15 protein-coding genes are annotated in these 13,580 nt (G+C 72.2%); 5 read left to right on the top strand and 10 right to left on the bottom strand.

The window, feature by feature from the left end; translation table 11 throughout:
* Positions 1-113: 113 nt before the first annotated feature.
* The 3 genes from ACWDR3_RS16440 to ACWDR3_RS16430 form a co-directional block, all read right to left on the bottom strand.
* Positions 114-1,328 (bottom strand): acyl-CoA dehydrogenase family protein, encoded by a 1,215-nt coding sequence (locus ACWDR3_RS16440; protein ID WP_450353165.1) that lies wholly within the window; start codon positions 1,326-1,328, stop codon positions 114-116.
* 6 nt (positions 1,329-1,334) lie between these two features.
* Positions 1,335-2,357 (bottom strand): phosphotransferase family protein, encoded by a 1,023-nt coding sequence (locus ACWDR3_RS16435; RefSeq protein ID WP_450353164.1) that lies wholly within the window; start codon positions 2,355-2,357, stop codon positions 1,335-1,337.
* Positions 2,358-2,538: 181 nt separating this feature from the next.
* Positions 2,539-2,835 (bottom strand): hypothetical protein, encoded by a 297-nt coding sequence (locus ACWDR3_RS16430; RefSeq protein WP_450353163.1) that lies wholly within the window; start codon positions 2,833-2,835, stop codon positions 2,539-2,541.
* A gap of 173 nt (positions 2,836-3,008) precedes the next feature.
* Between ACWDR3_RS16430 and ACWDR3_RS16425 the strand changes: the two genes are divergently transcribed.
* Positions 3,009-3,998: an NADP-dependent oxidoreductase gene (locus tag ACWDR3_RS16425; RefSeq protein WP_450353162.1), complete on the top strand. Its 990-nt coding sequence runs from the start codon at positions 3,009-3,011 to the stop codon at positions 3,996-3,998.
* 10 nt (positions 3,999-4,008) lie between these two features.
* Here ACWDR3_RS16425 and ACWDR3_RS16420 read toward each other — a convergent pair whose 3' ends face one another.
* From ACWDR3_RS16420 to ACWDR3_RS16405, 4 genes are read right to left on the bottom strand one after another with little or no spacing between them, the layout of a single operon-like run.
* Positions 4,009-4,326, bottom strand: coding sequence for a DUF202 domain-containing protein (locus ACWDR3_RS16420; protein ID WP_450353161.1), 318 nt, complete (start codon positions 4,324-4,326; stop codon positions 4,009-4,011).
* Positions 4,323-4,715 (bottom strand): YidH family protein, encoded by a 393-nt coding sequence (locus ACWDR3_RS16415; RefSeq protein ID WP_450353160.1) that lies wholly within the window; start codon positions 4,713-4,715, stop codon positions 4,323-4,325. Before ACWDR3_RS16415 ends, ACWDR3_RS16420 begins: the two co-directional genes overlap by 4 nt.
* A 43-nt stretch (positions 4,716-4,758) precedes the next feature.
* Complete coding sequence (locus ACWDR3_RS16410) at positions 4,759-5,274, bottom strand: NUDIX hydrolase (protein ID WP_450353159.1); 516 nt, start codon at positions 5,272-5,274, stop codon at positions 4,759-4,761.
* 37 nt (positions 5,275-5,311) lie between these two features.
* Entirely contained in the window at positions 5,312-6,205 is an 894-nt protein-coding gene (locus ACWDR3_RS16405; RefSeq protein WP_450353158.1) for a DMT family transporter, read from the bottom strand.
* Between the two features lie 401 nt (positions 6,206-6,606).
* Here ACWDR3_RS16405 and ACWDR3_RS16400 point away from each other — a divergent pair, with 401 nt between their 5' ends.
* The 4 genes from ACWDR3_RS16400 (at position 6,607) to ACWDR3_RS16385 (ending at position 10,656) form a co-directional block, all read left to right on the top strand.
* Complete coding sequence (locus ACWDR3_RS16400; RefSeq protein ID WP_450353157.1) at positions 6,607-7,557, top strand: hypothetical protein; 951 nt, start codon at positions 6,607-6,609, stop codon at positions 7,555-7,557.
* A gap of 34 nt (positions 7,558-7,591) precedes the next feature.
* The gene (locus ACWDR3_RS16395) at positions 7,592-9,133 is read left to right on the top strand and encodes an APC family permease (protein ID WP_450353156.1); all 1,542 of its coding nucleotides are present in this window, start codon (positions 7,592-7,594) and stop codon (positions 9,131-9,133) included.
* 160 nt (positions 9,134-9,293) lie between these two features.
* Complete coding sequence (locus ACWDR3_RS16390; RefSeq protein ID WP_450353155.1) at positions 9,294-10,046, top strand: molybdopterin-dependent oxidoreductase; 753 nt, start codon at positions 9,294-9,296, stop codon at positions 10,044-10,046.
* Positions 10,030-10,656 carry a cytochrome b/b6 domain-containing protein gene (locus ACWDR3_RS16385; protein WP_450353154.1) on the top strand — a complete coding sequence of 209 codons (627 nt, stop codon included), beginning with the start codon at positions 10,030-10,032 and terminating at the stop codon, positions 10,654-10,656. Before ACWDR3_RS16390 ends, ACWDR3_RS16385 begins: the two co-directional genes overlap by 17 nt.
* On the opposite strand, the gene ACWDR3_RS16380 is transcribed toward ACWDR3_RS16385, so the two are convergent.
* From ACWDR3_RS16380 to ACWDR3_RS16370, 3 genes are all read right to left on the bottom strand, one after another.
* A complete protein-coding gene (locus ACWDR3_RS16380) occupies positions 10,594-11,682 on the bottom strand; it encodes a hypothetical protein (RefSeq protein ID WP_450353153.1) in 1,089 nt (362 codons plus the stop codon). The genes ACWDR3_RS16385 and ACWDR3_RS16380 overlap by 63 nt on opposite strands.
* 95 nt (positions 11,683-11,777) lie before the next feature.
* Entirely contained in the window at positions 11,778-12,806 is a 1,029-nt protein-coding gene (locus tag ACWDR3_RS16375) for an L-idonate 5-dehydrogenase (RefSeq protein WP_450353152.1), read from the bottom strand.
* 14 nt (positions 12,807-12,820) lie between these two features.
* Positions 12,821-13,579, bottom strand: a complete 759-nt coding sequence (locus ACWDR3_RS16370) for an SDR family oxidoreductase (RefSeq protein ID WP_450353151.1) — start codon at positions 13,577-13,579, stop codon at positions 12,821-12,823.
* Position 13,580 lies beyond the last annotated feature (1 nt).

The following is a 13,580-nucleotide window of genomic DNA, read 5'->3' as shown; positions in this document are numbered from 1 at the left end:
CAGACCCCCGCTTCGGCCTGAACGGCCTCGTCCTCAAACGCCGGACGGGCTGGGTAACTCAGCCCCTCCGGCGTTTGAGGAGCGGGGTCTGGGGCGGAGCCCCAGAAGGAGAGTCACACGTACTGCTTCAACTCCCGTCGCGCCAGCGACCGTTGATGCACCTCGTCCGGGCCGTCCGCCAGCATCAGCGTGCGGGCGCTCGCGTACAGCTCGGCGAGCGGGAAGTCCTGGCTGACGCCACCCGCGCCGTGCAGCTGGATCGCCCGGTCGAGAATCTCGACGACCGTACGGGGCGTGGCGATCTTGATGGCCTGGATCTCGGTGTGGGCGCCCCGGTTGCCGACGGTGTCCATCATCCAGGCGGTCTTCAGGACCAGCAGCCGCAGCTGCTCGACGGCCACGCGCGCGTCCGCGATCCAGTTCTGGACCACGCCCTGCTGAGCCAGCGCCTTGCCAAACGCCGTGCGGGAGACGGCCCGGCGGCACATCAGCTCGATCGCCCGCTCGGCCATGCCGATCAGCCGCATGCAGTGGTGGATCCGGCCGGGGCCGAGCCGGGCCTGGGCGATGGCGAAGCCGCCGCCCTCCTCGCCGATCAGGTTGGACACCGGCACGCGCGCGTGGTCGAAGACGACCTCGGCGTGGCCGCCGTGGCTGTGGTCCTCGTAGCCGAAGACCTGCATGGCGCGCTTGATGGTGACGCCCGGGGTGTCGCGCGGGACCAGGACCATGGACTGCTGGCGGCGGGGGTCGGCGCCGTCCGGGTCGGTCTTGCCCATCACGATGAAGATCTTGCAGTCCGGGTTCATCGCCCCGGAGATGTACCACTTGCGGCCCGTGATGACGTAGTCGTCGCCATCGCGCTCGATCAGCGTGGTGATGTTCGTGGCGTCCGAGGAGGCCACCTCCGGCTCGGTCATCGCGAACGCGGAGCGGATCTCACCGGCGAGCAGCGGCTCCAGCCACTGTTTCTTCTGCGCGTCGTCGGCGAACTGGGCCAGCACCTCCATGTTGCCGGTGTCCGGCGCCGCGCAGTTCAGCGCGGTGGGCGCCAAGTGCGGGGAGCGGCCGGTGATTTCGGCGAGCGGGGCGTACTGGAGGTTGGTGAGGCCCGCGCCGTACTCCGCGTCGGGCAGGAAGAGGTTCCACAGGCCCTGGCGGCGGGCCTCGGCCTTCAACTCCTCGACCACGGCCGGGGTGTCCCACGGGGAGGCGAGCGCGGCCCGCTGCTCCTCGGCGACCGGCTCGGCCGGGTAGACGTACTCGTCCATGAAGGCGAGCAGCTTGGCGCGCAGTTCCTCGGTGCGCGCGTCGAACGCGAAGTCCATGGCGGATCAGCCTTCCTGAAGGGTGGTCAGGCCGTGCTCGATGAAGACGGGGACCAGGTCGCCGATGCGGTCGAAGCCGCGGCCGACCGTCTGGCCCTGGGTGTAGCGGAAGTGGATGCCCTCCAGGATCACGGCGAGCTTGAACCAGGCGAACGCGGTGTACCAGGAGACCGCCGACACGTCCCGCCCGGAGCGCTCGGCGTACCGCTCGATCAGCTCGGCCGGGGCCGGGTGTCCGGGGGCCTCGGCGGTGGTCGAGACGGGCGAGTCGGGCGTGCCCAGCGGCAGGCTGTACATCACCAGCAGGCCGAGGTCGGTGAGCGGGTCGCCGAGCGTCGACATCTCCCAGTCGAGGATCGCCGTGATGCGGTCGCTGTCGTCGATCAGGACGTTGTCGAGGCGGTAGTCGCCGTGCACGACCGTCGGCGCGGGGGAGACGGGCAGTCGGCGGCCGAGCGTCGCGTGCAGCTCGTCGATGCCGGCCAGCTCGCGGTTGCGGGAGGCGTCCAACTGCTTGCCCCAGCGGCGCAGTTGGCGGTCCAGGAAGCCCTCCGGGCGGCCGAAGTCCGCGAGGCCCACCTCGGCGGGGTCCACCGCGTGCAGCTCGACGAGCGTGTCCACCAGGGACAGCACCGCGCCCCGGGTGCGCTCCGGACCGAGCGGCGCGAGCTGCTCGGCCGTGCGGTACGGGGTGCCCGCCACGAACTCCATGACGTAGAACGGCGCCCCGAGCACCTCGGTGTCCTCGCACAGCAGCACCGGACGCGGTACCGGCACGTCTGTCGGGTGCAGCGCGCTGATCACCCGGTGCTCGCGCTTCATGTCGTGCGCGGTGGCCAGCACATGGCCGAGCGGGGGCCGGCGCACGACCCACTTCGAGGTACCGTCCGAGACCGCGTAGGTGAGGTTCGACCGTCCGCCCTCGATCAGCCGGCCGGTCAAAGGGCCCTGCACCAGGCCGGGCCGCTCGTGGTCGAGCAGTCCGCGCAACCGGTCGAGATCGAGACCTGGCGGGTGGTCGGGACTCATCGGGGCTCCTTACCGGCGCGTGAACAGGACCCGTCCTATGATGCCGACCGGTCGGTATGTCGTCCAGTGTGCTGCGGCCAACGTGATCGGGGCCACGATAGGCCGACAGCTCCCCGCCGGTGCGGCGGGGAGCTGTCGGTGGGTGATTCCGGGCCAATTCCGGGATGTCGGACGTCGGGCGTCAGTGGTCGTCCCAGTGCCCGTCGTGCGCGGCGTGCCGGTGGCCGTCGTGGAGGTAGTCGACGTGGTCGCCGTGCAGGACGCTGGCGTGTCCGCAGCCCTCGCCGTGCCGGTGCTCGTGCGTCTCGTGCGCCGCGTGCCCCTCGGCCTCGCACTCGTCGTAGTGGCCGGCGTGCTCGCGGTGCAGATGGCCGTCGTGCGCGTAGTCGACGTGGTCCTCGTGCGGCACCTCGGCGTGTCCGCAGCCCGGGCCGTGGACGTGCGCGTGGGAGGTGTGTTCCAGGTGCTGGGTGGTCATGGTGCTCACCTTCGGAGTGCGGGGTGATCCGGACGTGCGGGGTGATGCGGATGTACGGGTGGTGCCGGGCGCCCGGTGATGCCGACGGACAGGCTGCCATGCAAACGTCGCATTTCCGGGCATCCGGCGCACCCCGCTTGCGTGGCGTCCGGGTACCCCGGAGGGTCGGTGGCATGAAGGGCATCAGCTACAGCCGGTACGGCGGACCCGAGGTCCTGGAGTACGGAGAGGTGCGCGACCCCAAGGTCGGCCCGGACGCGGTGCTGGTCAAGGTCTGCGCGGCGGCCGTCAACCCGGTCGACTGGAAGTGCCGCGAGGGGTACCTCGACGGCATGCTCGACGCCGTCTTCCCGGTCGTCATCGGCTGGGACGTCTCCGGTGTCGTGGTCCAACCCGGCGTATCCGTCACGGAGTTCGCCGTCGGCGACGAGGTCATCGGCTACGTCCGCGAGGACTTCCTCTCCCGGGGCACCTTCGCCGAGTACGTCGCCGCGCCGGTGCGCACGCTCGCCCGCAAGCCCCGAAACCTCTCCTTCGCACAGGCGGCCGGGCTCCCGCTGGTCGGGCTCACCGCCTACCAGGTCCTCTTCAAGGCGCTGCAGGTCAAGCGTGGCGAGACCGTCCTGATCCACGCGGCGGCCGGTGGGGTCGGCTCGATCGCCGTCCAGCTCGCCCGGCACCTCGGCGCGCGGGTGATTGGCACGGCGAGCGAGGGCAACCACGACTTCGTGCGCGGACTGGGCGCCGAACCCGTGACGTACGGGGAGGGGCTGGTGGAGCGGGTGCGCGGGCTGGCGCCGGAAGGCGTGGACGCAGTGTTCGACACCGTCGGCGGCGAGGCGCTCAAGGACTCGGCCGTCCTGCTCGCCCCCGAGGGCCGCCTCGCGTCGATCGCCGACGGCGAGGTCGTCGGCTACGGCGGCCGGTACTGCTGGGTCCGCCCGGACGCCGAGGACCTGGCACGGCTGACCGAACTGGCGGAACAGGGCGTGGTGTCCGTGCATGTGTCGGAGACGTTCCCGCTGGAGCGGGCGGCGGACGCGTACCGGCTGAACCAGGAGGGGCGGACGCGGGGGAAGATCGTGGTGACGGTGGACTGGGAGGCGGAGGGCGCGGGAGAAGGCGAGGGCGAGGCTACGGGGGATACCCCGGACGCGCCCTAGAGATCAGCGCCTAGAAGACCAGCACCGCCCCGCACATCGCCATGGCCACCGTGCACAGGACCGCCATGGTCGCCTGCAGCGGCACGAGCACCGGTGGCGCGTCACCGGCCGCGAGAACCCGGATGCGCCGGTGGGCGACGAGCAGGAAGCCCAACCACAGGCCGCAGCACGCGGCACAGGCGACGACGCCGGATACGGAGGCGCCGCCGTGCAGTGCCGTCTTCATGGCGAGCACGGCGACCACGGAGCCCGACAGCGTCGTACGCCGCCAGGCAAGTCTGGTCCGCTCCGGCTGGAGCCCCGGGTCGCGGCTTTCGGCGGAGCTCATCCCTCCCACCCCGCCAGCACGACCACGACCATCACGATGGCCACGACGGCGACGACCACGCTCAGCAGGGCCGGGAAGCGGGACACTGGGAGGTCCTCGTCGCGGCGCATCGCGCGCTCGCAGCGCACCCAGTGGTTGACCGCGCGCAGGGAGCACAGGACGCCGGCCGCGAGCAGCGCGAGGGCGAGGCCGACCCGCCAGCCCCAGCGCAGGTCCGGCAGGAACTGGTCCACGGCGAAGCCGCCGCCGATCAGCGCGAGGGCGGTGCGCAGCCAGGCCAGGAAGGTCCGCTCGTTCGCCAGCGAGAACCGGTAGTCGGGGGTGTGGCCCTCCTCGCGGACCTCTCGCGGGGCGAACCACAGCCGGACGTTCCGTGCGAATTCGATCACGGTGTGGACTGTATCGGGCGGCTTCCCGGCGGCACGACCGCCGTCATCGGGCGGCCCGGAACGCCCTCAGGCGCTCGTACGCGGCCAGCCCGTCCGGCACCCACTCCCACTCCGTCAGCCGGCGCTCGACCTCCTCGTCCGGCAGGAAGTCGTGCCAGGCCACCTCTTCCACCTGCGGGCTGACCGGCAGCTCGCAGCGGACCTCGTAGACCGCGGACCACCAGCTCTGGCCGGCGCCGTTGTCGTAGAGGAACTTGAAGAGGAACTCGGGGGCGGGCAGGCCGGAGACTCCCAGTTCCTCCTCCGCCTCGCGGAGGGCGGCGGTGTCGTAGGACTCGCCCGCGCCGACCACCCCGCCCACGAACATGTCGTAGAGGGAGGGGAAGACCAGCTTGACGGGGGTGCGGCGGTGGACGAAGAGCCGGCCCTCGGCGTCCCGCGCCTGGATGAAGACGCAGCGATGGCGCAGGCCCTCGGCGTAGGCCACGCCGCGGGGGGACTGCCCGATGACCCGGTCGTGCTCGTCGACGATGTCGAGGATCTCGTCAGCAGGGTTCATACGGCCATCCAAGCAGGCGTCGGAGCGCCGGCGGCCGTCAGTTCGGCTGCAGGTCCCGTACCCGCTCCGGCTTGCCCGCGCCGCTCGGCATCGCCGGGTGCAGACCGAGCAGGACGATGCCCACGACGATCGCCGCGAGTCCCGCCGCCTCCCAGGCCAGCGCGCCGGTGTCGGTGCGCAGCCGGTCGCCGAGGAAGCCGACCCCGCAGATGATGCCGGCCAGCGGCTGGGCCGCGGTCAGGGCGGGCAGCGACATGCGCAGGGACGCCGTCTCGAAGGCGCTCTGGACCAGGACCAGGCCCGTGACGCCGAGCGCGAGCACGGCGTAGGGCTGCCAGCCGGTCAGTGCCTCCATCAGGCCGCCCTCGGAGAAGCGCTGGCCGGTCACCCGGGTGAGGGCGTCCTGGACGCCGTAGAGGACGCCCGCGGCCAGGGACAGCAGGACCGGGCCCGAGCTGAGGCGGGAGCGCTTGGCGTAGGTGGTGAGCAGGAGGGCCAGGCCCAGCATCGCACCGATGATCAGCCAGTGCCGCATCGGGTCGCTGACCGCGGAGCCGCCGCGCGGCTCGCCCGCCACGATGAAGGCGGTGACGCCGCCCGCGAGCAGGGCGAGTCCGGCCCAGCCCTGCCGGCCCAGCGGCTGTCTGGTCTGCCTGCGGGAGAGGGTGAGGGCGAACAGCAGGTTCGTGGCGAGCAGGGGCTCCACCAGGGAGACCTCGCCCTGGCCCAGCGCGATCGCGCCCAGGACCATGCCGGCCACCATCAGGCCGATGCCGCCCAGCCAGCGCGGCACCTTCATCAGGTCGAGGAGCAGCCGCGGCGACAGGAAGTCGCTGAGCGGTGCCTGCTGGGCCGCGTTCTGCTGGAGCACGAACCCGAAGCCGAGGCAACAGGCCGCACTCACGGCGAGAATCAGAACCAGAAGCGACACGCTGCGTACCTCGATGGATTCGGTCGGGCCACGGGCTGCGTAGTGGCCGACTGTAGCGTCCCCGCGGGCGGTGTGCCCCTGCGAGTACCCGGAAACGGGGAGTTGTCTCGGTCACGGTGCCCGGTCGCGGGCGAAGGTCGCGGCATGACCGTTTTGCCATGGTGCGGCGTGGACGCGTGATACGCCATGGCGTACGCCACACGGATGACCGGCAATGTGGCGCTGACGTGGTTATGTGGTGGAACGGTGAACCACAAGTGCCCCTTCTGTGGCGGTAGTTGACGGAGGTTACAAAAGCTCGGCACTTGACGGAAAGCATTGGCTCCCGGTTTGCTGTGCGTGATCAGTTGACGGCAATCCGAAACCTTGACGACGAGCGCGTCGCGTGAGGAAGTCCCGCGGTGTCTCCACCCCCGCCACCCCTCGGTCGGGGCCGCAAGCGCGCGGCCCAGGCACTGGACGCGGCCCTCGACGACGCCGAACTCGTCGCCACCCGTGCCTCGTTGGCCCAGGGCCGCTGGCAGGCCGCCCGCTCCCTGCTGGTCCAGACGGGCGACGACTGGGACCGCCGCGGCCACCGCGTCACCGTCCTCGCCCTGGAGTCCTACAGCGCCGCCTGGTCCCGGGACTGGCTGCTGGCCGAACCGGACTCCGGCGACGCCGCCGTCCTGCTCGCGCTCTCCCTGGTGCAGCGTGCCCTGCTGGGCAAGGAGAAGCTCGCCAAGGCCCAGCAGGCCTGCCGGGACGCCGTCGCCCTCGCCCCCGCCGACCCCACTCCCTGGCTCGGCCTGCTCATGCTGGCCTGCGCGGGAGGCACCGACGAGGAGACCGAGCAGCTCTTCGACGAGGTCCGCAGCCGGCACGCCGACCACCACTACGGCCACCACCTGATGGTCGCCCGCCTCGCCGAGCGCCGCGCCACAGCGGGCCCCGACCCGCTGCACGAGGTCTACGACTTCGCCAACTGGGCCGCCGAGCAGGCCCCCGCCGACTCACCGCTGGCGATCCTGCCGGTGATCGCGCACGCCGAGCGCTACCGCGTACTCGCCCTCGCCGGGCACGAACCGGCCGATCCGGTTGCCTCGGGCCACTGGAGCGGGCGCCGGGCTCGGCAGGTGATGAAGGCCGCCTTCGACTGGTGGCTGGAGTGGGAGCAGGAGGGCCACCCGCGCCGCCTGGTCGACCTCAACTTCCTCGCCCACGCCAAGGTCTGCGAGGGCCGCGGCGCCGAGGCCACCGCCCTGTTCCACCGCATCGGCGAGCACCCCACCACGGCCCCGTGGTCCTACCCCGACCGCGATCCCCTCTCCGCCTTCCGAGCCGCGCGCGACCGGGCGCTCGGCTCGGTGTGACATCCCCCGACTTCGACCTAAGGACGCAATCTCGATGACCACGGGCAGTTCCAGCGCGAGCAGATCCGCCGCCGACGGCATCAGTACGTTCAAGGGGCAGGAGCGCGCCCTGCGCGCCGACCGCCTCGGCACGGGAGGCCTGCTGCTCTCCGTGCTCGCCGCGACCGCCCCCCTCATGGTGGTCGCCGGTGTCATGCCCACCACATTCGCGGTGATGGGCATCGTCGGCCAACCGCTCCTCTTCGTCCTCCTCGGCGTGGTGCTGATCCTCTTCAGCGTCGGCTACGCCGAGATGAGCCGGCACGTCCACAACGCCGGCGCCTTCTACGCGTACATCTCCCGGGGCCTGGGCGGCACCGCCGGAGCGGGCGCCGCCCTGGTGGCCCTGGTCGCCTACAACGCCCTCCAGGTCGGCATCTACGGGATCTTCGGCTTCGAGGTCTCCGGGCTCTTCGACACCTACGCCGACCTGACCGTCGCCTGGTGGATACCGGCGCTGGTCGCCGTGGCCGTCGTCGGCGCGCTCGGCTGGCTGAAGATCGACGTCAACGCGCGCGTGCTGGGCATCCTGCTGGTCGTCGAGGTGGCCCTCGTGGTGATCTTCGACATCGCGGCGATCGGCGACCCGGCCAAGGAGGGCCTGTCGCTGCACGCCTTCAACCCGGACACGCTCAGCGGCGCCGGCGTCGGCACTGCCCTCTGCTTCTGCATCGCGGCCTTCCTCGGCTTCGAGCAGGCCCCGGTGTACGCGGAGGAGACCAGCCGGCCGCACATCCTGGTGCCGCGCGTGATGTTCCTCGCGGTCGGCGGCGTCGCCGTCTTCTTCGCCGTCAGCAGCTGGGCGCTGACCGTCGCCGCGGGACCCTCCCAGGTCGTCGGGGTGGCCCAGAAGGAGAGCGCCGGGATGCTCTTCACGCTGACCGACGCCCGGCTCGGCGGCACCTTCACCGACGCGCTGCACATCCTCTTCGTGACCGGCATGTTCGCCGCCCTGCTCAGCTTCCACAACGTCGTCGCCCGCTACACCTTCGCCATGGGCCGCGAGGGCCTGCTGCCGCGCACCTTCGGCCGCACCACGGGCACCAGCGGCGCGCCCGGCACCGGCTCCCTGCTGCAGACGGCCGTTGCGGCGGTCATCGTGATCGTCTTCGCGATCGCCGACGACAAGCCCACCGGCGACCCGACCGAGCCCGTCCTGCACCTGTTCACCTGGTTCGGCAACATCGGCGCCCTCGGCGTGATCGTGCTGATGGCCGCCGCCTCCGTGTCGGTCATCGTCTTCTTCGCCCGCCGCGGGGCCCTGGGCGCCCAGGCCTGGCGCCTGGTCACCTCCGCGCTCGCCGCCGTCGCCCTGCTGGTGATCGCCGGCTACACCATCAAGGACTTCGACGTCCTGGTCGGCGCGGGCCCCGACTCGTCCCTGAGCTGGGTGCTGCCCGGCATCATCGGCCTCGCCCTGGTCGTCGGCCTGGTCCAGGGCCTGATCCTGCGCTCCCGCGCCCCCGAGCAGCACGCCCGCATCGGCCTGGGCAACGAGGCGTTCCAGCTGGACAAGGCGGCGAGCGAGACCCCGTAGGTGTTCGGATTCCGGTTCCGGCAGGTCTGCGCAGGCCGGTCCCGGTGGACCTTCGGATTCCGGTCCCGGTTCTGAGAGACCGGTAAGAACTCATTACGGAACTCTGACGAGCACCCGCGATTCCTCGCCCCGCAGGGGTCGCGGGTGTTCGAATGGGTGAGTGAACCCCGAACAACCCGAGGTGCCCAGGGCATCGGAGCCTCCCGAGGAGCGCGGTACCCCGATCGGGCGCCGGGTCCTGCTCGGCACCATCGGTCTCGGCGCCCTCGGCGTGATCACCGCGCCCACCCTCCAGCGCGGCCTGGAGGGCTTCCTCGGCAGCGCGGCCGAGAAGGACCCCACCGGCCTGACCGGACTGCTCCCCAACGGCGGCGGCTTCCGCTACTACTCGGTCACCTCGTCCGTGCCGCACAAGAACGCCACGAACTACCGCCTCACCGTCGACGGGCTCGTCGACACCCCGAAGACGTACACGCTCGACGACCTGCGCGCGCTGCCGCAGACCCGGCTGGTCAAGGACGTCCAGTGCGTCACCGGCTGGCGGGTCCCGGACACGCCGTTCGAAGGGGTGCGGCTGTCCCGGCTGCTGGACGCCGCGGGCGTGCGCGCCAAGGCCGGGGCGGTGCGCTTCAGCTGCTTCGACGGCGCCTACACCGAGAGCCTCACCCTCGACCAGGCCCGGCGCTCCGACATCCTGGTCGCGCTGCGGATGCAGGACAAGGACATCGGCCACAACCACGGCGGCCCGGTCCGCCTCTACGTGGCGCCGATGTACTTCTACAAGTCCGCCAAGTGGCTGTCCGGCATCACCGTCACCGAGGACGTGCGGCCGGGCTACTGGGAAGAGCGCGGATACGACGTCGACGCCTGGGTCGGCCGTTCGAACGGACGGGACGATGACCCTACGACCTGACACGGCCGCGCCGCCGTCCGCCGACGTCCGCCGGTTCGGCCCCGCGCAGCGCTGGGTGCACCGCACGACGGCCGCGCTGATGGGCGTGTGCGTGGTGACGGCGGCCTTCCTCTACATCCCCGAGTTCGCCGAACTGGTCGGCCGCCGCGAACTGGTGGTGCGCGTCCACGAGTTGGCCGGGGTCGCGCTGCCCGTACCCCTCCTGGTGGGCCTGGTCTCCCGCGCCTTCCGCGCCGACCTCGGCCACCTCAACCGCTTCGGCCCGCACGACCGGACCTGGCTGCGCGCGGCCCTGCACCGCGACAAGCGGCGCTCGGTGCGTCCGGCCGCCAAGTTCAACGCCGGGCAGAAGGTCTACGCGGCCTGGATCGCCGGCGCGACCCTGGTGATGCTCGGCACCGGCCTGCTGATGTGGTTCACCCACCTCACGCCGATCCAGTGGCGCACCAGCGCCACCTTCGTCCACGACTGGCTCGCCCTCACCATCGGCATCGTCCTGGGCGGCCACATCGGCATGGCCCTCGGCGACCCGGAGGCCCGCCGGGGCCTACGGACGGGCTCGGTGAGCCGGGAGTGGGCGGACCGGGAACATCCCCTGTGGCGACCCTGACGACGGATCCGGACCGACGGACGGGACTCCGCCGGGGGAGACCACGGTGAAGGCGTCCGGCAGCCGCGCCTCGGTGTCGCCGTACCGGACCACCACGTCCACCTTCCGCGGGTAGCCGTCGAACCCCGGCACCACGGCCGCCAGCACCAGCTTGTCGCCCGACTGCGACACCGTCACGAGCGGCCCCGGCACCTGCGCGCCGCCGATGAACAGGCTGCCGTACCGCAGCAGTTCGACGTGCTCGAAGTACGTCCCGCGCAGTTCGATCCCGACCATCTCGCCCGGCAGCACCTCGCCGTCACCGCCGGTCTCCGTCCCCGAGACCTCGTACGTGCACGCGGGTGCCGCGCCCTCCGAGGCCTTCAGCCGCACGGTCGCGGCCGGGTGCCGCCGGTGGAAGTCCAGCAGCCCGCCGAGTACGGCGTAGGCGGCCCGCCCCTTGCAGGTGTCGGCCGTGCCCGCCAGGGCCGCGTAGTCCTGGGCGGCCGTGTCCCAGCTGCCGCCCCGGCCGCCCTGCACGGCCAGACAGGCGGAGGCGAGACCGCGCAGCAGCCGCCACTGCGGATCCGTCGCCTGGGGGATCAGGTCGAGCCCGGCCCGGCACTGGTCGGGCGCGGTGAGCCGGTCGTACACGCCGGAGGGGTCGACGATGCCGTCCTCGTCGGGCGAGCGAGGGCCCGGCGGGAGCCACGCGGGAGCCTGGAGGACCACCTTGCGCGTGGGCGAGGGCGCGGCGGCGGGGTGCGACGGCGCGGGTGTGCGGCTGTGGTGGGTGGTGGGGCCCGGAATCGCCGTCGCGCTCGCCGCGCCGGCGGGCGAGGGCCGTACGGGGGTGCCGGAGCCGCTCGGTGCCGGAGTGCGGTCGCCCGGGCCGCCGTCGGACGGTCCTGCGGAGACGGTCGTGGTGTCGCCGCCCCCTCTGTCCGCGGAACCACTTCCGTCACTGGTCACGGCGGCCACGGCCACCGCCACGGCTCCGACCAGGAGCAGCCCCGAGACACGCACCCCGAGGGAAACCGCCATCATGCCCCCCGACACGGTTACCCCCCGGGAGTCACCCCGGGGGTCCCCTCATGATGAGGCCGAGTGCGCCCCCGGGGGAAGCCGAATCAGGCCCCGAATCACGCCCCGAAGTCCAGCAGGACCTTGCAGGACCGGGCGCGGTCGGCGGCCAGTTCGAAGGCCGACTCCGCCTCCCGGACCGGTACCACCGCGCTGACCAGCGCGTCGAACGCCGGCTCGGCGGCCAGCAGACGCAGCGCCTCGTCGAACTCGCCGTCGAAGCGGAACGCCCCGCGCAGCTCGATCTCCCGGCTCACGACCAGGTTCCCGGCGAACGGACTCGGCCCCGGCGGCAGCATCCCGAGCTGCACGACGACCCCACCGCGCCGCACCAGCCGCAGACACGTGTCCAGACCCGCGGCCACCCCGGACGCCTCCACGGCCACATCGACCTCGTCCGGCCACCCGGTGTCGTCCGGGTCGTCGGCCCGTACGAGGGTGTCGGCGCCGGCGTGCCTGGCGTACTCCAGGGCGGCCGGGAGGATGTCGGTGGCCGTCACCCGGGCGGCACCGGCCGCCTTCGCCGCCGCGACGACCAGGCATCCGATGGGCCCGGCGCCGGTGACGAGGACGTGCCTGCCCTCGACGTCCCCGGCCCGGCGCACGGCGTGCAGGGCGACCGACAGGGGTTCGGCGAGGGCCGCCCGGCGCAGGTCCAGGTCCTCCGGTAGCGGCCTCAACTGGTCGGCGGGGACCACCACTTGGGCCGCGAAGCCGCCCTGTACGTGCGGGAAGCGGGCCGCGCTGCCGAGGTAGCGGGTGTCCCGGCAGACGTTCCGGCGCCCGGCCGCGCACTCCGGGCAGACACCGCACGGGGTCGCCGGGTGTACGGCAACGGCCGTACCGGCGGCGGGACTTGAGGAGTCGGGGGAGCCGTACGCGAGGACCGTGCCCACCACCTCGTGGCCCAGCAGCATCGGCTCCTTGAGGCGGAAGTCGCCGACCCCGCCGTGCCGCCAGTAGTGCAGGTCGGAGCCGCAGACCCCGCCGTAGCGGACGGCGACCAGCGCCTGCCCGGGGCCGGGCTCGGGAACCGGCAACTCCTCGACGCGCAGGTCGCCCTGACCGTGGATGACGCAACCGAACATCTCTCGGGGTCCCTTCACAGCACGCTCGTCATGCCGCCGTCGACGTACAGGATCTGGCCGCTGACGAAGTCCGCGGCGGGGGAGGCGAGGAAGAGCACCCCGCCGACCAGGTCCTCGGTGGTGCCCCAGCGGCCGGCCGGGGTCCGGCGGCGCACCCAGGCGCTGAACTCCTCGTCCTGGACCAGGGGTTGGGTCAGTTCCGTCTCGATGTAGCCCGGACCCAGGCCGTTGACCTGCACGCCGCTCGGGCCCCAGTCGGCACACATGCCCTTGGTGAGCATCTTCAGCGCGCCCTTGGTGGCCGAGTAGGGCGCGATGCCCGGGCGGACCACCTCGCTCTGCAGCGAGCAGATGTTGACGATCTTCCCGTGGCCGCGCTCCGTCATCCGGCGGGCCGCCTCGCGGCCGACCAGGAACGCGCTGGTGAGGTTGGTGTCGATGATGCGGTGCCAGTCGGAGTCGGTGAACTCCAGGAGCGGGGCGCGCAGTTGCATGCCCGCGTTGTTCACCAGGATGTCCAGCGGGCCGACCCGCTCCTCGATGTCCGCGATGCCGGCGGCCACCGAGGGGCCGTCGGTCACGTCGAAGACGGCGGTGTGGACGTCACCGGGCAGGTCGGCCGCCGCCTTGGTGAGCCGGTCGGCGTCCCGTCCGTTGAGGACCACCGTGCAGCCCGCCTCCGCGAGACCCCGGGCGAGGGCGAGGCCGATACCCCGGCTGGAGCCGGTGACCAGGGCCGTGCGGCCGCTGATGTCGAACAGGGGGTGACTCATT

It is taken from the genome of Streptomyces sp. NPDC001002, assembly GCF_053599215.1.
The sequence above is the reverse complement of the archived record's forward strand: the minus strand, read 5'-3'. Positions and strand labels throughout refer to the sequence as shown.